19 protein-coding genes and 1 tRNA gene are annotated in these 21,905 nt (G+C 42.2%); 9 read left to right on the forward strand and 11 right to left on the reverse strand.

Translation table 11 applies throughout. The features are described 5' to 3' along the window. The first annotated feature begins 328 nt into the window (after positions 1 to 328). The 3 genes from ACYVAA_RS17955 to ACYVAA_RS17965 all read left to right on the forward strand — a co-directional run bounded on the left by ACYVAA_RS17955 (position 329) and on the right by ACYVAA_RS17965 (position 2,804). Positions 329 to 410, forward strand: a tRNA-Leu gene (locus ACYVAA_RS17955). A 245-nt stretch (positions 411 to 655) separates the two neighbouring features. Then, positions 656 to 2,251: a hypothetical protein gene (locus ACYVAA_RS17960; protein ID WP_460544354.1), complete on the forward strand. Its 1,596-nt coding sequence runs from the start codon at positions 656 to 658 to the stop codon at positions 2,249 to 2,251. Beyond that, positions 2,238 to 2,804, forward strand: a complete 567-nt coding sequence (locus ACYVAA_RS17965; RefSeq protein WP_460544356.1) for a hypothetical protein — start codon at positions 2,238 to 2,240, stop codon at positions 2,802 to 2,804. Before ACYVAA_RS17960 ends, ACYVAA_RS17965 begins: the two co-directional genes overlap by 14 nt. A gap of 2 nt (positions 2,805 to 2,806) precedes the next feature. Here ACYVAA_RS17965 and ypfJ read toward each other — a convergent pair whose 3' ends face one another. The 3 genes from ypfJ to ACYVAA_RS17980 form a co-directional block, all read right to left on the reverse strand. Further along, entirely contained in the window at positions 2,807 to 3,697 is an 891-nt protein-coding gene (gene ypfJ, locus ACYVAA_RS17970) for a KPN_02809 family neutral zinc metallopeptidase (protein ID WP_460544358.1), read from the reverse strand. Positions 3,698 to 3,796: 99 nt separating this feature from the next. Then, on the reverse strand, positions 3,797 to 4,873 hold the full coding sequence (locus ACYVAA_RS17975; RefSeq protein WP_460544360.1) for an agmatinase family protein: 1,077 nt from the start codon (positions 4,871 to 4,873) through the stop codon (positions 3,797 to 3,799). 131 nt (positions 4,874 to 5,004) lie between these two features. After that, complete coding sequence (locus ACYVAA_RS17980) at positions 5,005 to 5,484, reverse strand: SixA phosphatase family protein (protein ID WP_460544362.1); 480 nt, start codon at positions 5,482 to 5,484, stop codon at positions 5,005 to 5,007. A 161-nt stretch (positions 5,485 to 5,645) separates the two neighbouring features. On the opposite strand from ACYVAA_RS17980, the gene topA reads away from it, so the two are divergent. Then, positions 5,646 to 7,967, forward strand: a complete 2,322-nt coding sequence (gene topA / locus ACYVAA_RS17985; protein WP_460544364.1) for a type I DNA topoisomerase — start codon at positions 5,646 to 5,648, stop codon at positions 7,965 to 7,967. A 98-nt stretch (positions 7,968 to 8,065) separates the two neighbouring features. After that, a complete protein-coding gene (locus tag ACYVAA_RS17990) occupies positions 8,066 to 8,767 on the forward strand; it encodes an SIR2 family NAD-dependent protein deacylase (protein ID WP_460544366.1) in 702 nt (233 codons plus the stop codon). A 75-nt stretch (positions 8,768 to 8,842) separates the two neighbouring features. Here ACYVAA_RS17990 and ACYVAA_RS17995 read toward each other — a convergent pair whose 3' ends face one another. Genes ACYVAA_RS17995 through ACYVAA_RS18010 form a run of 4 tightly spaced genes read right to left on the reverse strand, consistent with a single transcriptional unit; the run spans position 8,843 to position 11,271 of the window. Further along, positions 8,843 to 9,544: a response regulator transcription factor gene (locus ACYVAA_RS17995; protein WP_460544369.1), complete on the reverse strand. Its 702-nt coding sequence runs from the start codon at positions 9,542 to 9,544 to the stop codon at positions 8,843 to 8,845. After that, the gene (locus ACYVAA_RS18000) at positions 9,544 to 10,305 is read right to left on the reverse strand and encodes a sensor histidine kinase (protein WP_460544371.1); all 762 of its coding nucleotides are present in this window, start codon (positions 10,303 to 10,305) and stop codon (positions 9,544 to 9,546) included. Before ACYVAA_RS18000 ends, ACYVAA_RS17995 begins: the two co-directional genes overlap by 1 nt. Beyond that, on the reverse strand, positions 10,284 to 10,910 hold the full coding sequence (locus ACYVAA_RS18005; RefSeq protein ID WP_460544373.1) for a hypothetical protein: 627 nt from the start codon (positions 10,908 to 10,910) through the stop codon (positions 10,284 to 10,286). The genes ACYVAA_RS18000 and ACYVAA_RS18005 overlap by 22 nt, the downstream gene beginning before the upstream one ends. A gap of 22 nt (positions 10,911 to 10,932) precedes the next feature. Then, complete coding sequence (locus ACYVAA_RS18010; protein ID WP_460544375.1) at positions 10,933 to 11,271, reverse strand: hypothetical protein; 339 nt, start codon at positions 11,269 to 11,271, stop codon at positions 10,933 to 10,935. 451 nt (positions 11,272 to 11,722) lie between these two features. Between ACYVAA_RS18010 and ACYVAA_RS18015 the strand changes: the two genes are divergently transcribed. Genes ACYVAA_RS18015 through ACYVAA_RS18030 form a run of 4 tightly spaced genes read left to right on the forward strand, consistent with a single transcriptional unit; the run spans position 11,723 to position 17,752 of the window. After that, a complete protein-coding gene (locus ACYVAA_RS18015) occupies positions 11,723 to 12,862 on the forward strand; it encodes a DUF4856 domain-containing protein (protein WP_460544377.1) in 1,140 nt (379 codons plus the stop codon). Next, the gene (locus ACYVAA_RS18020) at positions 12,852 to 13,979 is read left to right on the forward strand and encodes an imelysin family protein (protein ID WP_460544379.1); all 1,128 of its coding nucleotides are present in this window, start codon (positions 12,852 to 12,854) and stop codon (positions 13,977 to 13,979) included. The genes ACYVAA_RS18015 and ACYVAA_RS18020 overlap by 11 nt, the downstream gene beginning before the upstream one ends. After that, positions 13,980 to 15,329, forward strand: a complete 1,350-nt coding sequence (locus tag ACYVAA_RS18025) for an HTTM domain-containing protein (protein WP_460544381.1) — start codon at positions 13,980 to 13,982, stop codon at positions 15,327 to 15,329. Next, complete coding sequence (locus ACYVAA_RS18030; RefSeq protein ID WP_460544383.1) at positions 15,326 to 17,752, forward strand: TonB-dependent receptor domain-containing protein; 2,427 nt, start codon at positions 15,326 to 15,328, stop codon at positions 17,750 to 17,752. The genes ACYVAA_RS18025 and ACYVAA_RS18030 overlap by 4 nt, the downstream gene beginning before the upstream one ends. Positions 17,753 to 18,543: 791 nt before the next feature. On the opposite strand, the gene surE is transcribed toward ACYVAA_RS18030, so the two are convergent. The 4 genes from surE to ACYVAA_RS18050 form a co-directional block, all read right to left on the reverse strand. Beyond that, complete coding sequence (gene surE, locus ACYVAA_RS18035; protein ID WP_460544385.1) at positions 18,544 to 19,323, reverse strand: 5'/3'-nucleotidase SurE; 780 nt, start codon at positions 19,321 to 19,323, stop codon at positions 18,544 to 18,546. Between the two features lie 329 nt (positions 19,324 to 19,652). After that, positions 19,653 to 20,282, reverse strand: a complete 630-nt coding sequence (locus ACYVAA_RS18040) for a hypothetical protein (protein WP_460544387.1) — start codon at positions 20,280 to 20,282, stop codon at positions 19,653 to 19,655. A gap of 111 nt (positions 20,283 to 20,393) precedes the next feature. Continuing rightward, positions 20,394 to 21,629: a bifunctional 3,4-dihydroxy-2-butanone-4-phosphate synthase/GTP cyclohydrolase II gene (locus tag ACYVAA_RS18045; protein WP_460544389.1), complete on the reverse strand. Its 1,236-nt coding sequence runs from the start codon at positions 21,627 to 21,629 to the stop codon at positions 20,394 to 20,396. A gap of 83 nt (positions 21,630 to 21,712) precedes the next feature. Beyond that, the coding region (locus ACYVAA_RS18050) for a hypothetical protein (protein WP_460544391.1) at positions 21,713 to 21,905 on the reverse strand (193 nt) is incomplete at its 5' end.

Raw genomic sequence — 21,905 nt, forward strand, 5'->3', positions numbered from 1 at the left:
TGGTCCAGTACTTTCTTCTTAAATGCTGATTCTTGTTCTTCTCTCATATCTCTATCTTATGAACTTTAATTGATTTTCAAAGTCTCAGACAGAGTTTAGATTACAGTCTCTTCCTCAGCACCTTTTTTTTGGATAATTAGAAATGAGCCCCATTTACCTGCTTTTGATAACACAGCCCATCATAAACACATGGACTACTTGTTAGCTAAAAAATTGATTATCAGCGATTGATTTCCCTCCTTAAAATTTACATCTATTTTTTCTATTTTATGAATTGCAATAACCAAAGTTTGTGCTTTTCTTTGTGCCTCCAATCGTGATCAATCATGCGCACGTGGCGAAATTGGTAGACGCGCTGTCTTCAGGCGGCAGTGCCTTCGGGCATGAAGGTTCGACTCCTTTCGTGCGCACAAAATCCCTTTGAAAAGTTTCATTCAAAGGGATTTTTTATACCCTCCAGCTTCTGTTTTTTCATATGCTCACCATTTCAAGGAATAGGAAGTTACCAAAACAGATTCCAATCCGATTCAAAGGGACAATTGATCGATTTATTATTTCTTAAAACAAAACCATCACCAAAAACAAAACGTAAAAACCTTTATATCAGCAACATAAAACAAGTTTTTTAGTTAAGCTTACCCTATCCCTTTATGTGATGAAACGAGGCAGAAAAAATAGGATGTTCATTCTTTTTTCTCTGGTTTTTTGTGTGCTACTGACAAGTTGTGCTTCAAGGAAAATTCAAAGGGAAATCATTCATGTCCAAGATATAAAAGACCTCAATCCCAACAGAAAGTACATTAAAGTCCACCTGAAAAATGGCCAATTGTATGTCCTTCACAAATGGGAGGTAAAACCAGCCGATAAGTATATTTTAGGCGAAGGAAGATACTTGGACAAGAACCGTCAGGTCATTGAAGTGAGGCCAAGAGATAAGCGCAAAAATCATCCAGCAACCCAATTCTCAAGTTTCCAAATTCCATTTGAGGATATTGTAATTGTAGAAACCAATGATAAGGGAAACAGCCCTGGAGTAGCGACCATGGTGGTTTTGGGAATTGCCACCACAGCTACTGCCCTTGTTTGTTTGGTAGATCCTAAATCGTGCTTTGGCAGCTGTCCAACATTTTATGTCGAAAACGAAGGGGAACTGTCTTTAGTCGGCGAAGGATTTTCTTCCAGCATCAGTCCTTCTTTGGAAGGCACCGATTGGGACATGATCGATGTACCCGTCAAGTTGGGGCAACAGGCCAGGATTTCAGTAATGAACGAAGCCCTAGAGACCCATATGATCAGGAATATCCATCTCATCGCATGCAAAAGGACGCCTGGACTTGATGTATTACAAAATCCCAAAGGAGAATTCTACCAAGTCAACAGTCCAATAGCACCAAAAAATGCCGTCCATAACGGGCAATCCATACGTCAAGAAATAAAAGAGAAAGACATGTTAGAATGGTTTAGCCTATCCGATGCCACAGACTTATCCAAAAAAGAGGAGTTGTATGTTGAGTTTGATAATTCTTACGGACAAAGTGGCTTGGTCCTTACCAAGAGGCAATCCTTAATGACCACCTTCTTATTTTATCAGTCATTGGCATTTCTGGGAAACGCCAATGCGTATTATTTGGCTAAGTTGGAAAATGGTGACGATTGGCTTAGAAAAAGGGTGTACAAAATTTATGATTTATTAGGGGGAATTGAAGTGGCCATTTGGCATGATAATCAATGGAATACATTGGAAACTATCAATGAAGCCGGTCCAATAACTTCAGACACCCATTTGATCAATTTGCCCAGCAGCAACTCTCCTACTATAAAAGTAAGGCTAAGAATGACCAAGGGACTTTGGAGAATAAATAGGTTAAATCTTACCGAAGTGACTGAAAAAGTAGCACCCGAAAAAATTGCTCCTATTGCTATAAACCATAAGGGAGAAAGTCCTGATAATAGCCTTACTTTACTATTGGATGAAAACAGCTACTTGGTAAGTTATCCCGGTGATGATTATGAAATCTTATTTCCTATAAATTGGCGTGAAGACCATCAATATTTTATAGAAAGCACAGGCTATTATATCGAATGGATCAGGGAGGAATGGCTAGGTGAGCAAGACTTAAGAATGGTCAAAAAAATGCTTATAAGGCCCAAAGCCTATTTAAGAAAAATGGCTCCCTATTATAAAATTAGGGAACCACATATGGAGGATATTTTCTGGCAAACAAGGTACCAACAAAATGAAAATCAATAGTTTCATCCTGTATACCGGTATACTGCTGACCTTTGGACTAATGAGTTGTCAGAAGAACATCGTTTTAGCTCCTGAAGGTACGGTTCCCCTGCGAAAAGATCTTCCTACCGAAGTTTTTGGTGGATACATCACGGTCCAGACTACGGATCCCATGTTAAAATATTCTGGAGAACTAATAGGAGTAAGAAACGATTCCTTATTTATTTTGAATGAGCAGATAATAGGAATAAAAATAGCTGAGATCAATTATGGAAGAATCTTTATCTATTCTCCCAACAACCATCTTTCCGGATTACTGTTTCTAATCCCCAATTTATTGCTTTTCGGGGCTAATTGTGAGGACTGTTCGGGGAAGCTTCCGTTGATTTTAAGCTTTAGCGCCCTTAACCTGCTGGGATTTTCCATCGCAAATTCCACAGAAATGGCAAAAACCAATTATATAGATTGGAAGGGAGATTGGCAGGAGATAGTGATTTATTCCCGATTTCCCTATGAGATACCAGAAGATCTTGACCTAGCAGAACTGCAACCTAGAAATAATGATCTCAAATAAGTTCAAAGATCCTCCGCATTAAACGTATCACCTTCTGAGATATCCCCGGTATCAAATCCTTTCTTAAACCAGCGCATCCGCTGTTCTGAAGTACCATGGGTAAAAGAATCTGGGACCACTCTTCCCCCTGCACGCTTTTGAAGCCTGTCATCTCCTATGGCATTGGCCGCATTAAGTGCTTCCTCCAAATCACCTGTTTCCATGACATTCTTCACTCGTTGGGTGTGATGCGCCCAAACTCCCGCAAGGAAATCGGCTTGCAGTTCCAGTTTGACCGAGAGTTTATTGTATTCAGCTTCACTGATTTTTCCGCGGAAATTGTGGACTTTGTTTGTTATTCCAAGCAGGTGCTGCACATGGTGGCCTACTTCATGGGCGATGACATAGGCCTGGGCAAAATCCCCGGGTGCATTTAGCTTGGTTTTCATGTCCCGGTAAAAACTCAAATCAATGTACAATTGCTCATCGGCACTGCAATAAAACGGACCGACGGCTGCTGAGGAATATCCACAGGCAGATTGCACTTCATCAGTGAAAAGCACTAAAGTAGGCTCGCGGTAATTGTCCAAAAGGCTATTCCATACATCTTCTGTATCAGCCAAAACTACGGCGCAAAAATCGGCCAATTCTTCCTCCTCGGCCGTTCCCACATATTCCGAGCTCACCTTGCTGCTGTTAACATTTCCTCCAACAAAGCCTTGCAGGAGCTGCAGTGGATTGGTACCTGTAAGCCAAGTGATCAGGAGAAAACCGCCTATAATCAAAATTCCGGCTTTGGAGAACAGCAGTTTGATCAATGGACCGATCAACATAGGGGACAAAGGGGAGACTCCTCCCCTTCGTCCCCGTCGATCGTCAATATTGTCACTTTGCCTTCGGCCTTTCCATTTCATCGGTGATGTCTTTACAATTAATAAAGCCTACTAAGCTAGTGGCAAATCAGTTTTAAACTTGAAACAAATACGGCCCTGATTTTTGAAGAGTGGCCAAGGCTAATGTTCCGTCCACCAAAGCTTGTTTTGAGACACTCCGAACAGGTTGGACATTCTGTAAAGCAGCCTTGCTCCTACATTGCCGTCCCATTCATTCCCGTCTTTTCCCGGTGCCACTTCTACCAAATCAAAACCAATGATTTTTTTGCCTGACTTGACCAACTTTTTCATCAAATACATGATATGGTCCAGTTCAAAGCCCCCGGGTACTGGAGTTCCGGTATGAGGGCAAAGCTTGGGATCCAGTCCATCGATATCAATGGTAATGTATACTTCTCTAGGAAGCTTGCTGATAATGCGCTCACAGATAGATTTCCATGTAGCGCCATCGTACATGGCCTCTTTTATCCCCTTGTCATAAAAGGTAGTAATTCGGGAATCATCCTCTGCCCTCTCGGCCTCATCCTCGCAATAATCCCTGATCCCCACCTGAACCAGCTTTTCCACTTGTGGTATTTTCAAAAAGTTATGGGAAATACTGGCATGTGAATATTCAAAACCCTCGTATGATTCTCTCAAATCGGCATGTGCATCGATCTGCAGGACCCCAAAACTGGAGTATTTTTCAGAAAGGGCCTTGATATACCCCAGAGGAGTACTGTGATCCCCCCCAAGCAAGGCTACCATTTTACCTTGGTTGAGGTAATTCTTAGCCTGTTTGTATACCCATTCATTCATTTTCATACAGGCTTTATTGATCAGATCGGGCACGGCCAAATACTTCTCCTTCTCTTCCCGTAGTTCTCCCGTTTCGAGCCATTCAATATAATTCCCTGCAATGATTCGGTGATTGGTATTGCTCACTTCCAGATCGGAAGGAATAGGGAGCATATGTATGCCCATGGTCCAGGCATCCACAATATCATCCTGATAAAGGTCTACCTGTGCTGATGCAGCCAAAACACTTGCAGGTCCTTTTGCTGTTCCGTGGGCATAACTGACCGTTACTTCCCATGGGACAGGAATAATGATTAAAGAGGCGGTGTCTTCATCATATGGCAAGCCAAAAATACTACCATGTGAGGCTACACCATTTGGATTAAAATGATCAATTACTTGCTGCTTTTTGGTAATCATATGTTCTATTTTATACTGTTAAGTCCTAAAAAGGACAAAAATATTGGTTCAATAACAAAGGGTAAATTCCCTATTTAATTTAGGTAAATTCTACAAATTTACCAGTTCGAAAATGATATTTGTAGGGATAATTATTGCAAAATCTCCAATAAGGAGCCCATACCCCTGGAGGCTGCAATGTTCCATGAATCGGCATGAATTTCAATCACGGCCATCATCCCGGGAGAGAGACTCACCTGGTAATCTCCCGTTATGCAAGCCAGAAAAGCGGTGATACTGGGATTATGTCCTACCAAAATCACCTGATCGAATCGGTCATCGATCTTTGCTACCAACTCCATAAGCATTTCGGTGGTGGCCAAGTAAATATCCTCTTCTGCTCTGCTGTGTTGGATTTTTACGGCCGCTTGGATGATTTCGGAAGTTTCTTCGGTACGCTTCGCAGGACTTTTCAACAATAAGTCATAAGCTACTTCCCTGTCCCTTAAAACATTGGCCAAGCGTTCCAATTTATATACGCCCTGGGCAGTCAAATTCCTGTCAAAATCCTTGAGTTGACCCTGCCCCGTTTCGGTCTCTCCATGCCTAAGCAATGTCAGATATTTTCCCATATTACCTTGAAATGATTGAAAAATAATTACAATATTACAATGAAATAACCATGCCAAAACAAATATGAGATGGATTATTATTTGGAAGGAATTATAATCGCGTCTATTTTTGGATTTTGTTGAGGGAGATCTCATACCACTCCAAAGTAAAGAAAACCATTATGCCAAAAAATTTAGTCATTGTCGAATCTCCGGCGAAAGCCAAAACCATAGAAGGGTATCTGGGAAAGGATTTTAAAGTAGCCTCCAGCTACGGACATGTCCGTGACCTGCCCAAAGGAGACAAGGCTATTGATATAAAAAACAAATTCAAACCTACTTACGAGGTGACTTCTGATAAAAAGGATGTCATCAAGGAATTAAAAAAATTAGTAAAAGATTCAGAGACCATCTATCTGGCAAGTGACGATGACCGCGAGGGGGAAGCCATTTCCTGGCACTTGAAAGAGGTGCTTAAACTGACCGAAGACAATACCAAAAGAATCGTCTTCAGGGAAATCACCAAAAATGCTATCCTTAAGGCGATAGAAAACCCGAGAAGCATCGATATTGACCTGGTCAATGCCCAGCAGGCCCGGAGAATACTGGACCGCTTAGTGGGCTTCGAACTCTCTCCAGTACTCTGGAAAAAAGTAAAAGCGGGACTTTCCGCAGGTAGGGTCCAATCTGTCGCAGTGAGGTTTATCGTAGAAAGGGAAAGAGAAATTGAAAAATTTGAATCTAAATCCTCTTACAAAGTCACTGCGGTTTTCAATGTAGAGGGCAAGGTACTGAACGCAGAACTGCCTAGGAAATTCGAGACGCAGGAAGAGGCAGAAGATTTCCTGAAGGCTTGTTTGGAGGCTGAATTCTCCATTAAAAACCTGGAGAAAAAGCCTGCCAAAAAGACCCCGGCGGCTCCTTTTACCACCTCTACCCTTCAACAGGAAGCCAGTAGAAAACTGAGTTTCTCCGTGGCCCAGACCATGACGCTGGCCCAAAGGCTTTACGAAGCAGGTAAGATCACTTATATGAGGACAGACAGTGTCAACCTGTCCCAGGACGCCGTGGAAGGGGCAAAAAACCAAATAGTTACCGCCTTTGGTCCTGATTACCATAAAGCCAGAAAATACACCAGCAAATCCGAAGGTGCACAGGAAGCTCACGAAGCTATTCGTCCTACCAATTTCGCCGATGAAGAAGCTTCAGGAGACAGAAATGAACAAAGGCTTTATGAGCTGATCTGGAAAAGAGCCATTGCTTCCCAAATGGCTGATGCACAACTGGAGAAAACCCTTGTCACTATCGGCATCAGTAACTCCGACCTTACCTTGAGTGCAAGCGGTGAGGTGATCAAATTTGAAGGTTTTCTGAAAGTCTATCTGGAAAGCACGGATGATGAAGAAGAAGATGAAAAGAACGAAAACAAAGGCTTACTTCCACCCTTGACCATTGGTCAAGCCCTGGATTTGGCAGAAATGAAAGCCCGTCAAAGTTTTACCAGACCCGCAGCCAGGTATACGGAAGCCTCCCTTGTGAAAAAGCTGGAAGAAATGGGAATCGGTCGTCCTTCTACTTATGCACCGACCATTTCCACCATACAAAAGAGAAATTACGTGATCAAAGAATCCAGGGATGGCAAGCCCAGGAATTATACGGAAATGATCATCAAAGACGGTGCATTCACCAAGGCGGAAAAAACCGAGAATGCCGGATCGGATAAGAACAAGCTTTTCCCGACCAACATTGCCATGGTCGTGAACGACTTTTTGGTGGAACATTTCCCCAATGTGATTGATTTCAAATTCACAGCCAAGGTGGAAAAGGAATTCGATGATATTGCCCATGGCATCCAGCAGTGGGACAATATGATCGAGAATTTCTATGGTAAGTTCCACAATACCGTAGAAGAAGCGGAGACCGTGGAGCGCGCCAACGTAAGTTCTTCACGCGAACTCGGCAAAGATCCCAAAACAGGAAAGCCGGTTATCGCCAGATTGGGGAAATTTGGTCCTTTAGTTCAAATCGGTGAGCAAGAGGATGAAGAAAAACAGTTTGCCAGTTTGAAGAAAGGACAGTTCATAGAAAGCATTTCCTTAGAAGATGCTTTGGAGCTGTTCAAATTGCCCAGGGATGTGGGCATGTTCGAAGACAAAAAGATTGTAGCTGCGATCGGCAGGTTTGGTCCTTATATCCGGCACGATGGTAAATTTGTTTCCTTAGGCAAAGAATACGATCCATTAAGCATTACCGAAGAGGAAGCCATCCAACTTATCAAAGACAAGCGGGAAGCGGATGCCAAGAAGCATATCAAGTCCTTTGATGAGAACCCGGATATCCAAATCCTTAACGGAAGATGGGGCCCCTATATCAAATTCGGTAAAAACAACTTTAAGATACCAAAGGACAAAGTAGCCGAGGATCTTAGCTATGAAGAAACCATAGAGATCATTGAAAACCAGCCGGAAAAGAAAAAAGGAAGGTTCGCAAAAAAGAAAAAGTAACAACAGACCGGGATAAAGCATCCCGGTTTTTTTATGCCGATCAAGGCATGGGATGTTAGTACTTCTGATTAACTTAACCCCTGGTAAGCCATAGTACAATGAAAAAGAAACTTGTCGTATTGACCGGCGCGGGAATCTCGGCTGAGAGCGGTATCAAAACATTCAGGGACAGCGATGGTCTTTGGGAAGGGCACGATGTCATGGAAGTGGCCTCTCCGGAAGGCTGGAGAAGAAACAGGGAATTGGTCCTGGATTTCTACAACCAGCGAAGGAAGCAGGCCCTGGAGGTCAAGCCCAATGGAGCCCATTTGGGTTTGGCTAAGCTGGAGAAGTGGTTCGACGTCACCGTCGTCACCCAGAATGTAGACAATTTGCATGAAAGGGCCGGATCAAGCAAGGTCATCCACCTTCATGGTGAACTTTTTAAATCGCAGAGTACATTGGACCCCTCCCTGGTATATGATATGGACCACTGGGAGATCAAATTGGGGGATAAATGTGAAAAAGGAAGCCAGTTAAGGCCTTTCATCGTTTGGTTTGGGGAGATGGTTCCAATGATGGAACCTGCAATCAGGGCCGCGCAGGAGGCCGATATATTTGCGGTTGTGGGTACTTCCTTGCTGGTTTATCCTGCGGCCAGTTTGATTGAATATACCGACACAGCCATTCCTAAATACATAGTGGATGTCAAAATACCTCAGCTTGGCTTTATCAGCAACCTGACCTCCATCGAGGCCACGGCCAGTGTGGGAGTGAATAACCTCATGGAACTGCTCACCTCAGATGAGTTCAAAGGATAAAGTGATCAATCATGGAATCAGGGCCCATTTTTTGAATCCCTTCCAAAGGTTGTAGTGTAGGTTTTCATGTTCCTTTTAAATGCCCGTTAAGGAATCGGTCAAATCGCTTAGGTCAATAATGCCATATTGTAATCCGTAAACAATCAGTCCCACCACATTCTTGGAGTTTGTTTTTGAAAGCAGGTTATTACGGTGCCCTTCCACAGTCCGCTCACTCAAAAACAGTTTATCCGCTATCTCCTGAGTCTTGAATTGCTGACAGATCAAGAGTAAAATTTCCTTTTCCCTAGTGGTAATAAACCCTGGATCCAATGGAGACAAGCGGTTCTTCTTGTGCTGATGGTGAAAATCCCCATTGATAATCTGGAGGATTTCATTGCTATAAAAAAAGCCTTTCTTGGCCACCTCCAGAATCACCTCGATCATTTCTTCAGGGCTGCTACTTTTGGTGATATAACCTGCAGCTCCCAAGTTGAGCATGTTGAGTATGAAAGCTTTTCCCTGATGGGATGTAAGGGCGATAACCTTCAGATCGGGATATTTTTTGGTAAGTACCCTGGTCGCCTCTACCCCATTCATCTCGGGCATTTTTAGGTCCATAAGGACGATATCCGGAAACTGTTCTTTATCTCCTTTCTCTAACAGGGACAACAGGTCAAGTCCATTACCTACATCAAAAACCACCTGGAATTCCCCTGCGGCTCCCAGCATTTTGCCCAAAACTCCCCGGAATAATGCCTCGTCGTCCGCCAAGGCTATTTTGATCGGCTTTTTCATCAAAAATATTTGGTAATTATTACTTTAAAACCCTTTCCTGGCTCGCTTTCCATGCACAGTTCTGCATCCATCATCGCGGCCCTGTTTTTAATATTCAGCATACCAAGCCCACAGCTTACCGCTTCGATGTCCACTCCTTTTCCATCATCCTGAAAGCGGTAATCGATCATACGCTCATTTACGTTGATCTTTATGCTTACCTTTTTCGCTGCTGCATGTTTGATGGTATTATTTATCAATTCCTGTGTGATCCGGTACAAAATGAGCCTGGTTTCCTTTACCAGGCTTTTCTCTTCACTCTCTACCTTTAAATCTATCTGTAATCCAGAACTGGCATGGATTCCATTCAGTAATTCTTCAATGCCCGCTTTTAGTCCGAATTTGTCTACAATCAAAGGAGAATATTCATGAGAAAGCTCCCGCGTCCTCATTACGACCTTTTCGGACATTAAAAGAATATCATTCAAAAGCCCTGAATCAGGATGATGTGCCAGCTGATGCAAACCCAGCTTGATACTGGTAAGCTTACTGCCCACTTCATCATGTAAAGCGTCAGATACCCTCATCCTTTCCTCTTCCTGGGAGCGAATTACGGTATGCAGCAGATCCGTCTGATGCTTTAGCTTCAATTCCGCATTCAACATCTTTTCCTTCATGACCTTCTTACGCAGGTATTCGATGGAAACAATGATGATAATGGTCAGGACCAATATCAACAAAATGGCCAAAAGGATATAATTTAGGACTTCCTGCTTTTCCATACCTCCGCCGTATAAAAGAATTGAAATATGATGTGTAGGCCAATGTTGATCAATAAGATCACATAAAAGTCGAGCTCATTTATGCGTTCTCCAAAAAGGAAGATTATCGAACTGCCTCCCGAATAGAAAAGCATGCCGTAATTGATCAACCAAAAAGCATTTCTTTCCCCACGAAGCGTACTTTGGACCAAATAGCAGGCCGATAAAATAACGCACATCATGTTGAAAGCAAAGTAAGCATACCCTCCAAAAATGCTCGAAAGCTTTGCCCAATTGGTTACATATTCCAAACAAGTCAATACCAAAACTAGCATAAACAGTGCTGATAGCCCCTTTTTTGCTTGAATGCCTTTCAATAGCTTGTTATAAAACAAACTGTACCCAATCAACTGGACAGCAAACAAAAGATGGAAAAGTAACAAGTTGTTGATGGAGAGTTTGCCAAGTACCAAAGAAAACAGCTGGACGACATAAATCAAGGTAAAAACGACAGTGAAGAGTTTGATTGGAGGTTTGCTCCATCTAAACATCCCCCAACCAAACACTAGCACTATTGTATACAAAAATTGATGAATGTAAGTCGAATAAACATAGAACGTTTTCATACCAAACTTACACTAGCATGGTCTAAAGGTCCATTGAAAGATCACTTCCAAAATCACCACATGCCGGAGGACAGGGCTGGGTAAAATCATATACATATTCTCCATCTTCTTCATTGACCATATCGTGGCCGGCTTCGTTTACCCCTACGATGAGAAGTTTTTCCTGGTCATTGTCATCAATCCCCAAATAGGTACGCACATTAGTGGCACCCGTCTCGGCCATTACTTCTTTTAAATCAACCATGGGAATAAGAAATCCGTTTACCGGTGTTTTCTTGTTATAATCCTTTTGGTTTTTTCTCCATCGCTTCATCCATTCTTTCGCGGTTTTCTTAGATACAGTGTTGATTACTTTTTTCATGACTTGTAAAAATTTTAATGAATGGTTATTCTGAAAATATTAAATGCAAACTAACCTTTAATAAAGGATATTCAAAAGATTTCACTTTAAATAAACCAATATTAAAAGTAAAATTATACACAAATAATCCTATTTCACCTACCCTATTGCTACAGTAGCTTACAAATATGTAATTAGGGTTTTCCATTTCTAATCTATTTTAGGGAAGCTGTATGCCATGTACCGCTCATTCGTTTTTTGGAGGCACGGTCTTTAGCGCTTGGCTACAGCCATTTTCTTTTCATAGAGTATTCTATGGTCATAATTTTATCATAGTATTTATCTATAAACAATCACAGGCTTGGGCATTTATTTAAAATTAATCTAATTAATTATTGACATATGGAATCTGACTTTTATATTTGCATCGTAATTAAAATCAGTCTAAATAAAAAAGTAAAAGTAACCAACCATGAAACTAAGATTTCTACCATTTTTTAGTCTGGCCGCCTTGCTGTTTTCCTGCACAGACAACGAAGAAACTCCCGAAGTAAGCCTACCTACATCTTATTCATTTGAAAGAAACGGTGCATCTACGGTAAGTTACCAAGGGCAAACTGATCGACTAAACATGCTATCCGAAATGAAGGTTTATCTTCAAACCGGTGATGCAGGATCAGAATTGTCTTCCCAAACACTTTTAGACATGTACGCCAATGCCAATTCACCTTTTGAAGATGCGGATCTTAATGCTTCTACAAAACAATTGGAAAGCAAGACCAATCCGGCAGAAGTCCAACTGAACAAAGAGCTTTTGAACCAAGCGGCCGAGGTAAGCGCTGATGTTGCCGCTAATGGCACCATGGCTGCTGAAGGTATCGCCGGTTCAATCGAAAGAGGTAATACGGGGAACTTCATCAATGTAAATGAAAAAGGATGGGAATTTACCCAGTTCATTGAAAAGGGTTTGATGGGATCAGTTTTCTATCATCAGATTTTCAATGTTTACCTTTCAGAAGATAAAATTGGTGAAGGTGTAGACAATACCAACTTGGTAGAAGGTAAAAACTATACCACCATGGAACATCATTGGGACGAAGCTTTCGGCTATTGGGGCGTTCCTGTTGATTTCCCAAATGGTGATCCAGTATTGGATGACGACCATAAAAGGTTCTGGGCAAGCTATACCAACAGTGTGGATGAATTGTTGGGTGTTAATAATAAGCTAATGAGCGCTTATATTACCGGTAGAGCGGCCATCGTAGCAGGGAATTCTGCTACTAAAAATGCACAAATTGAAATTATTGTTGACCAGCATGAACTGGTAGCTGCTGCAAAGGGTATACATTATATCAATTCCTCCATGACCAACCTTAATGCAGGGGACATGGGGAACCTTTTCCATACCTTGTCAGAAGCTTATAACTTCATCAAAGCGGTTTCTTATAGCCCCCGCAAAAAAATAAGCCAAACTGAAATTGACGAAATCCTTAACGCTGACCTTGGTGAAGACGGGGATTTCTGGACAGTTTCCATGCAAGGGCTTCAGGCAGCTAAAGACAAATTGACCTCTGCATATCCTGAATTAAAAGCGGTAGAAGATGAACTATAAATCATTATCACTATTTGTAATGATCTTGGTAACAGGCACAATGTGCCTGTTACCTTCTTGCGTTAATGACCCTGAAGAAAAAACGGAGGAAGTTGACCGTACTCCCCTATTGGAGGACTTGGCAGACAATGTCATCCTTCCGGGTTATACCTGGTTCCACACTTCGGCTTATGCCCTGCAAGAAGGCATTGCCATTTTTGTGGAAACTCCAAACGAGGAAAACCTTGAATTGGCTAGAGAGCGCTTTGTTCAAGCCTATCACCAATGGCAATCTGTGGCTTTTTTTGATTTTGGCCCTGCCTTCACCCATACCTTAAGAGCCAATGTCAATACTTTCCCCACGGATAATTTTTCCATTGACAATGCCATCGACCAGGGATCCATCGATTTGGATAAAATAAGCGCACAAAATAAAAAAGGGTTTCCGGCCATAGACTACTTGTTGTTTGGAACGGGTGAAACCACAGCGGAAGTCGTAGCACAATATACCAGCGACGAAAAGGCTGAAAACAGGAAAGCTTATTTGAAAGCAGTAGCCGATGACATCTTCCTAAAAACGGATCAGGTTTATAACGGATGGCTACCTGCCGAGGGAGATTACCGTGCTACCTTTATCAGCAAAAACGGAACGGATGTGGGTTCTTCATTGGGGCAAATCGTCAACAGTCTTTCGCAGTATTTCGAATCTGTCACCAGGGATGCTAAAATAGGCATACCTCTGGGAAAAAGATCCCAAGGAGTAGCTATTCCAAGACAAGTAGAAGCCTTTTACAGCGGGAACAGCATTTCATTGGCCAGTGAAAACCTCAAAGCAATCAAAAATTTCTATCTGGGCAATTTTGCCCAAAACAGCGGTGACGGCCTTTACGACTACCTGAAGAGCATCAATGCCCAGTACAATGGTCAGCTGCTTGCTGATGCTATCCTGGCCCAACTGGAAGTAGCGGAAAACAAAACATCCAACATCCCCAGTCCTTTTTCAGAATCGGTGGAAAGCAATCCGGAAAAAGCGGAAGAAGCACACATGGAACTGCAAAAAATGGTGATTTTGATCAAAGTGGACATGTCATCTGCTTTGGGTGTTTTGATCTCCTATCAGGACAATGACGGTGACTAATTGATATCATCCATTAAACATATTGTTGATAAGCCAATAGCCATTGCACCCTTGATTACATTTAGGGTGCTTTTTGGCTTTATAATGCTTTTCAGCGTTTTACGCTTTATTTTCAATGGTTGGGTGGATTCACAGTACCTGGCTCCAAAGTACCATTTTTCCTATTATGGATTTGAATGGATACAGGCCCCTGGTCCAATCGGCATGTATTTTCTTTTTGCCTTGATGGTACTTTCTTCCATAGGTATCATGTTGGGAGCATTTTACCGACTATCCAGCATCCTCTTCTTTTTATCCTTCACTTATGTGGAGCTGATTGACAAAACCAATTACCTGAACCATTATTACTTTGTCAGCATCATGGCATTGGTGCTGGTGTTTTTGCCCGCAAATAGGCAGTTTTCCGTTGACAGTCTTCTCCATCCTAAAATTACGGCCGATCGCATCCCCTACGGCTTTGTCCTTATTATTCAGTTATTGCTAAGTTTGGTTTATTTTTATGCCGGAATCGCCAAACTGCACCCGGATTGGCTGTTCGAAGCCCTTCCCTTAAAAATTTGGCTTCCACCCCATACGGGTTTACCCATCGTGGGACCTTTCATGGATGATTTATGGCTGGCCTATTTGTTCAGCTGGTTTGGTGCTATTTATGATTTGAGCATTCCCTTTTTACTTTTCCAGAAAAGGACCAGGCCTTATGCATTTGCTACCGTAGTGATCTTTCACATCAGCACCTGGCTGCTATTTCCAATTGGGATGTTTCCCTTTATCATGATCTTATCCACCACCATATTCTTCTCGGAAGAACAACATAAAAAGGTAGTGGATTGGATGAAAAGGGTCTTCGGGAAAGCTTCAGTCACCAGAGAAAATCAGATAAGCTATGCACACCCAAAACAAAAAGGGATTTGGATGTTCTTTGCTGCTTTCCTGTTTATTCAAATTCTACTGCCTTGGCGCTTCTTGCTTTATCCGGGCAATTTGTTCTGGACAGAGCAGGGATATCGCTTTTCTTGGCGTGTGATGTTGATGGAAAAGGCCGGCTATGCCATTTTTCATATCAAAGATCCTGTAAGTGGTAATTCCTGGGAAGCTTATGCAAAGGACCATCTCACCCCCATGCAGGAAAAACAAATGGCAACACAGCCGGACATGATATTACAGTTTGTCCACTATCTGGAAGATGAACTGGATAAGCAAGGAATAAAAGACCCTGAAATTAGAGCTGAAGTTTATGTGTCCCTCAACGGACGAGGCAGTAAGCTATTTCTGAATCCCGAAATAGACCTTACAAAAGAAAAAGACGGTGTCAGACATAAATCATGGATAATACCATATCAGAATAAATGAAAAAATATTTACTGTTATTGATCAGCTTAGTCATTGCTTGGAAGGTTCAGGCCCAAGTGGAAATCAAAGGCAAGGTAAATAGCCAAAGGGAGGCATTGATAGGCGTAAATGTTTATTTAAAGGACAGTCCCTTCCAAACCCTTACCGATTTAGATGGTAATTATAGCTTAAAGGCTATTCCTGAGGGCAATTATACGATTGTATTATTCTCCATGGGGAAGAAGACCATTTCCCAGAACATCCAGGTTTCTGACCAGCAAAAGGAGTTAAAGTTGGACTTTACCATGGAAGAGGTAAGCCAGGACCTTGAGCATATCACCGTAACAGATGCCAAGGTAAATAGTTACGGTGTCAGGCGATTGAGGACCGTGGAAGGCAGCAATATTTATGAAGCCAAAAAGAACGAAGTCATTGAGCTGGATGACCTGACCGCTAACCTTGCCACCAATAACAGCCGCCAGGTATATGGTAAAGTACCAGGGCTGAACATCTACGAAAACGACGGTGCAGGGCTTCAGCTCGGAATCGGAGCCAGAGGACTTGATCCTAACCGTACGGCCCACTTCAATGTAAGGCAAAATGGCTATGACATCAGCGCAGATGCACTGGGCTATCCGGAAAGTTATTATACCCCTGCCCTGGAAGCAGTGGAAAGAGTGGAAGTGGTCAGGGGAGCTGCTTCCCTGCAATACGGTACACAGTTCGGCGGTCTGCTGAATTTTAAACTTAAAGAAGGTCCCGAAGACAAAAAAGCAGAAGTTACCCTTAGAAATACGGTGGGGTCTTATGGTTTCTACAACACCTTCTCCAGTGTGGGCGGAACGGTAGGCAAATGGAATTACTATACTTTTTTCCAATACAAAAGAGGCGATGGCTGGAGAGAAAACAGTCAATTTGACGCAAAGATGGCCTATACCTCCCTTATTTACAGTCCTAATGAACGGTTCAAAATCACCTTCCAATATACCTTTATGGACTACCTTGCCCAGCAGGCAGGTGGCTTGACAGATGCCATGTTTGAACAGGATCCCCGTCAATCCATCAGAAACAGGAACTGGTTCCAGGTAAACTGGAATCTTTTGGGCAACCATATCGACTATAAGTTCACCAACAAACTTCGTCTGAACATCAGAAATTTTGCCTTACTTGGTGGCAGGGATGCCTTGGGAAACCTTGGCAGAATAGACCGAGTGGATGATATGGAGGAGCGAAATCTCTTCGTAGATGATTTCAAAAACTTTGGCTCTGAAGCGAGGCTGATTTATAATTATAAGCTAAAAAAACAGGAGCATGTGGCCTTAATAGGTGCACGGTTTTACAGTGGATTTACTGACAGAAAACAAGGGCTGGGCAGTGATGGAAGTGATGCTGATTTCAGGTTTTTAAACCCTAATGACCTGGAAGATTCCGATTACGATTTTCCAGGAAAAAACGTGTCGGTATTTGCGGAAAATGTATTTAATCTCTCCAATAAGTTCAGTGTGACCCCGGGGGTAAGATTTGAGCATATCCAGACACAAGCAGAGGGCTATTATTCCCGAACCACTAAGGTTCTTGATCCGAATACCGGTTTCGCGGTGGACTCTACCTACAAGGTTTCCGAGTCAAAATTAAACAGCCGTTCGTTTGTCTTTGCTGGATTAGGCTTGAGCTATAAGCCTTTTAATGTACATGAAATTTACGCCAACTTTTCTCAAAACTACCGCTCGATCAACTTTAATGACATTAGAGTAAATAACCCCAACCTCGTTGTGGATGAAAATATCAGTGATGAAAGCGGCTATAATTTTGACTTGGGGATCCGAGGAAATAAACCTGGCCTTTTCAACTACGATATCAGCTTCTTTTATTTGAGGTACAATGACCGGATAGGTGCTATTTTAAAAACCGACCCTGAGAATTTCCGAATTTACCGCTATAGGACCAATGTAGCCGATGCCTACAGTACCGGTGTGGAAGCATATGCAGAAATGGATGCCTTGCAATTGACCGGACTTAGTGAACGCTACCATTTGAATATCTTTTCAAACTTCTCTTTCATCCATGCGAGGTATTTGAAATCAGGAGAGTCAGCAGTAGAAGGAAACCATGTAGAGCTGGTCCCTCCCTTTAGTATCCGTCCAGGCTTTAGCTTGCTTTTGGATAAGTTCAAAATGACCTATCAATACGCTTATGTGCATCAACATTACACAGATGCTTCAAATGCTAAACTCACCGCCTCCGCCGTGGAAGGCCTCATCCCTTCCTATCAGGTAATGGACCTTTCCATGAGCTATGTGTACAAAAAATTCAAACTGGAAGGTTCTGTCAACAACCTTACCAATAATGCCTACTTTACAAGAAGAGCCACAGGGTACCCAGGACCAGGTATCATACCCGCTGAAGGTCGCTCCTTCTTCCTCACTTTACAGGTGAAATTATAAGGGACATTAATATTTAAAAAAGAGACTGTATCAAAAGTAATTTTCACGATTCGATGTGCAAATTTTATTTAGAGCTTAGAATAATAGTGATTGGATAATCAAAATTTGATCTTTGCTTCCGGAGTAAATGGATCGAACCACAAATTATCAAATCGCGATTCACGGCTACCTGCTCATTAGAGGTATAATATTATTTGGCTAAATTTTGGTGAAATGCTATTAGGATACGGCCTCTTTTTTATTGGCTTTTACCAGTTTTTCTCTCCCTCTCTATATTTACCCCTAAATCCCCTAAAGGGGACTATTCAATCCCGATCTTATAACAACGCTGGTCGGGATTTGAAATCCCGACCCATTAATGGTACAACAAAAAGAAAATCCATGAACTTCCTACTCTCAATCACTATTACTTAATCAGACTATCCGGGATTTTGCACGTAGTACAAATGAAACAAAGTACTAAACTGAAATCCTTCTACAGGCCTTTGGAGCATTCGGTTTTGGGACAGTTGATGGAGGCGTTAAAAAAATGAGTTAACTCGCGAAGTGGACGAGCGAGATCCACTCATTTTTAGCCTACAGCAAATGGCACAAAATCAAATTGAGATAAACTGGTTGTAATCGAAAACCAATTCACTCAATTTGAAGAACCTGTCCCGACTACTGTACGGGAGGCTCCATGGCCTAGTCCCGAAAGCTTTCGGGATGGTTCTTTTCATCAATGGAAAAGAACAGAAAAACTATAAAACCCTTATAAAATTTGGTTGCGTGCAACATTGCGGATACACAAATTACTTAATATCCAAATCCCACTCTTCGTTCATTTGCGTAATGGCATGGTGTGCTGTCATATCAAACTGACAAGGCACCACAGAGGCATAATTATTGGCAATGGCCCATTCATCATTATCCTCTCCCTTATCAAAATTGACAAAGTTTCCTGCCATCCAGAAATACTTACGGCCATTGGGATCATACCTTTCATCAAACTGCTCCTGCCACTTGGCCCGGGCCTGTCGACAAAGCTTGATGCCTTTCAATGGCTCGTTTCTTTTAGGGGGAAAATTGACATTGAGCGCCACTCCCTTGGGCATCCCATGTTCCAGCACTTGCTTGGCAATTTTATAGACATATTCTTCGACATGGGAAAAATCCGCTTTGGAACTGTAATCACAAAGGCTAAAGCCAATCGACGGATAACCTTCTATGGCTCCTTCTATGGCCGCTGACATGGTTCCGGAATAAAGTACGCTGATGGAAGTGTTGCTGCCATGGTTGATTCCGCTTACGATCAGGTCTGGCTTTCGGTCATTGAACACATAATGCTTGGCCAGCTTCACACAATCTGCAGGAGTTCCGCTAGATTTATACGCTAGGACATCTTCAAAAATCTCTTCTTCATCCAATCGAAGGGTGTTGCCGATGGTAATTGCATGGCCCATTCCTGATTGTGGACTGTCCGGAGCCACCACAACTACTTCACCCAATTTTTTCATTACATTGACCAGAACTCTGATGCCCCTTGAGGTAATTCCGTCATCATTGGATACTAAAATCAGTGGTTTTGTCATTCAACTGTGTATTTATAAAGGTTGCTATTTTTTATCCTTGGCTGAAGGCCAAATTTAAGGAAAGAAATAAGATAAGTCCTCCCAAAACCAAAAATGATGGATTAATGTCCATCATTTTTGGTCCAATAGAAAACTGAAGTTAAAAGCCGGTTTATGGTGGTGAATATTGAATGATGTAATTGATTGGTCAGGAATAAAAAAGAGAATAAAGCTCACAATCTCCAGACTTGAATAATGAATAAAATACATGATCTTTATCTGGGATATCAATAATTCATTCACCCAATAACCAATTCACCAAAAACCATTTTACCCGCAACTTTTTAGAATCATTTCAATTGATTATAATAGGCCGTAATTCTGAGCAAATCTCCTCTGGTGTCATGGGAGAGACGGTTTTTCCTCATATAGAGTTTTACTTCGTCCTCTCTGTCCTCCATATAATCAAGCAGTTCCTTTTTCTTTTGACTGTATTTTATGATCTCACCCTCAGTCAAAAAGTAGAAATCAAAAGCCAGTTTATTGGAATTCCCCATAGGAGGCCCGTACATGGGAGACATATACATACTGTACATGCCCATGCTCCTTGGATCGGTAGTAATATATTCTCTGCATAGCAAGGTAATATCTTCACCTTCTGTCAATAGTTCAAAGAAGATCGGTACATTATAACCATTGGAATTGACATCATATGGTAAACTGTAAAAAGTCCTCATGCCACCATAGTATTCATCAAAAATTTCAAACCGGCTGATAGAAGTGCTACCATAGGTGTGCACTTGATCGCTCTGGAGCTGCACTACATTATTATCCAAATTGTACTTCACTTTTCCTCTTAAGGCTTCTCCATCAGTGTGGTAAACAGTACCATCATGCCATATCTGGGATGGAAAATCCTGGGCTACAGCAAATTGAAGGAAAGCAAAAACAAAAACGATAACAAAAGAAACTCTTTTCATGACAATTTGGGCTTTGATCACACATTTAACTAACGAAATTATAGACGGAATAGTTAGTTATTTTGTCTCAATTTGAACAAAAAGGGCCTTGATTTCCCAAGGCCCTTTTATTTATTTCAGCTTATCAATCTGCTTTTTGAGAATCTGATGCCCCATTTTGTCTCGCTTGGTGGTGAGGTATTTTTCATTGTGGGCGTTGGGGCTTATCTCCAGAGAAACCGTGTCCACGATTTCGAGACCATAGCCCAACAGTCCAGCTCTTTTTGTAGGGTTGTTGGTGATCAGCTTGATCTTCGAAACCCCTAAATCCCTTAGGATCTGGGCCCCCACACCATAATCCCTCTTATCAGTTGGAAAGCCCAGGGCCACATTTGCCTGAACGGTATCCATACCTTCTTCCTGCAGCTTATAGGCTTTCAGCTTATTAATAAGGCCTATTCCGCGCCCTTCTTGGTTCATATAAAGCACCACTCCTTTTCCTGCCTTGTTGACCATTTCCATGGCACTGTGCAGCTGAGGGCCGCAATCACATCGGCATGAGCCAAAAATGTCCCCAGTCACACAAGAGGAATGCACCCTTACCAAAACAGGCTCACTTTCTTTCCATTCACCTTTTACCAAAGCCATATGGATCTCCTCGGTATTGGTTTGCCTAAAGGCAATCAAATCAAAATCCCCCCACTCGGTAGGCAGGTCCACTCCTATTTCTCTCTTGATCAGAGATTCATTTTTAAGCCTATAGGCGATCAGGTCTTTTATACTTACCAGTTTGAGGTTAAAGCGCTTGGCCACTTCCACCAAATCCGGTAAACGTGCCATGGAGCCATCCTCATTCATGATCTCCACCAAAACCCCTGCTGGATACAATCCGGCCAACCTGGCCAGGTCAATTGCTGCCTCAGTGTGGCCGGTTCTTCTCAGTACTCCGCCTCTTTTGGCCTTCAGCGGAAATATATGTCCGGGTTTTCCCAGTTCATCGGGATGAATATCGTCATCAATCAGTGCCTTGATGGTTTTGGCCCGGTCACTGGCAGAAATACCTGTTGTACACCCATGACCAATCAAATCTACCGAAACGGTAAAAGGCGTTTCATAGGTAGCGGTATTCCGACCCACCATCAGCTCCAAACCCAGCTCCTCACAACGGTCCTCTACAATAGGTGCACAGATAAGCCCCCTTCCATGGGTGGCCATAAAATTGACAATTTCAGGGGTGATTTTTTCTGCTGCACAAACAAAATCCCCCTCATTCTCACGATCCTCATCATCGACAACAATGACCACTTCACCTTCTCTTATTGCCTCTATTGCCTCTTCGATGGAATCTAATTTAATTTCTTCAGCCATAATTTTTTCTTGAATGGTCAATTTACGGTGCAAAAATACATCGTTTATTGTCTAAAACCGAGAAAGCTTATATTTAGTTTGGTTTATCTCGACTTTACTGTTCCCAATTGTTTATTGATTTGACGAAGGGATTCATTGAGGGTCATCAGAACCATTTGAAACTCTGATACTTCATCCACTTCTCCCTTTTGTTCGGCAATTTTTATTTTTTGGATCGTTTCATCTACCATTTTCTCCAACACCCTCCTTTTCAAGCGATGGATCTCATTGAAAGTG

The sequence above is a fragment of the Echinicola sediminis genome, assembly GCF_054777495.1.

Excerpts from the sequence above, each read along its gene's own strand:
- ACYVAA_RS17975 (WP_460544360.1), bottom strand. The coding sequence starts at position 4,873 with ATGATTACCAAAAAGCAGCAAGTAATTGATCATTTTAATCCAAATGGT.
- ACYVAA_RS17995 (WP_460544369.1), bottom strand. The coding sequence starts at position 9,544 with ATGAAAAAGCCGATCAAAATAGCCTTGGCGGACGACGAGGCATTATTC.
- ACYVAA_RS17990 (WP_460544366.1), top strand. The coding sequence starts at position 8,066 with ATGAAAAAGAAACTTGTCGTATTGACCGGCGCGGGAATCTCGGCTGAG.
- ACYVAA_RS18015 (WP_460544377.1), top strand. The coding sequence starts at position 11,723 with ATGAAACTAAGATTTCTACCATTTTTTAGTCTGGCCGCCTTGCTGTTT.
- ACYVAA_RS18040 (WP_460544387.1), bottom strand. The coding sequence starts at position 20,282 with ATGAAAAGAGTTTCTTTTGTTATCGTTTTTGTTTTTGCTTTCCTTCAA.
- ACYVAA_RS18030 (WP_460544383.1), top strand. The coding sequence starts at position 15,326 with ATGAAAAAATATTTACTGTTATTGATCAGCTTAGTCATTGCTTGGAAG.
- ACYVAA_RS18020 (WP_460544379.1), top strand. The coding sequence starts at position 12,852 with ATGAACTATAAATCATTATCACTATTTGTAATGATCTTGGTAACAGGC.
- ACYVAA_RS18005 (WP_460544373.1), bottom strand. The coding sequence starts at position 10,910 with ATGAAAACGTTCTATGTTTATTCGACTTACATTCATCAATTTTTGTAT.
- ACYVAA_RS18000 (WP_460544371.1), bottom strand. The coding sequence starts at position 10,305 with ATGGAAAAGCAGGAAGTCCTAAATTATATCCTTTTGGCCATTTTGTTG.
- ACYVAA_RS18010 (WP_460544375.1), bottom strand. The coding sequence starts at position 11,271 with ATGAAAAAAGTAATCAACACTGTATCTAAGAAAACCGCGAAAGAATGG.
- surE (WP_460544385.1), bottom strand. The coding sequence starts at position 19,323 with ATGACAAAACCACTGATTTTAGTATCCAATGATGACGGAATTACCTCA.
- ypfJ (WP_460544358.1), bottom strand. The coding sequence starts at position 3,697 with ATGAAATGGAAAGGCCGAAGGCAAAGTGACAATATTGACGATCGACGG.
- ACYVAA_RS17980 (WP_460544362.1), bottom strand. The coding sequence starts at position 5,484 with ATGGGAAAATATCTGACATTGCTTAGGCATGGAGAGACCGAAACGGGG.
- ACYVAA_RS18045 (WP_460544389.1), bottom strand. The coding sequence starts at position 21,629 with ATGGCTGAAGAAATTAAATTAGATTCCATCGAAGAGGCAATAGAGGCA.
- topA (WP_460544364.1), top strand. The coding sequence starts at position 5,646 with ATGCCAAAAAATTTAGTCATTGTCGAATCTCCGGCGAAAGCCAAAACC.
- ACYVAA_RS17965 (WP_460544356.1), top strand. The coding sequence starts at position 2,238 with ATGAAAATCAATAGTTTCATCCTGTATACCGGTATACTGCTGACCTTT.
- ACYVAA_RS17960 (WP_460544354.1), top strand. The coding sequence starts at position 656 with ATGAAACGAGGCAGAAAAAATAGGATGTTCATTCTTTTTTCTCTGGTT.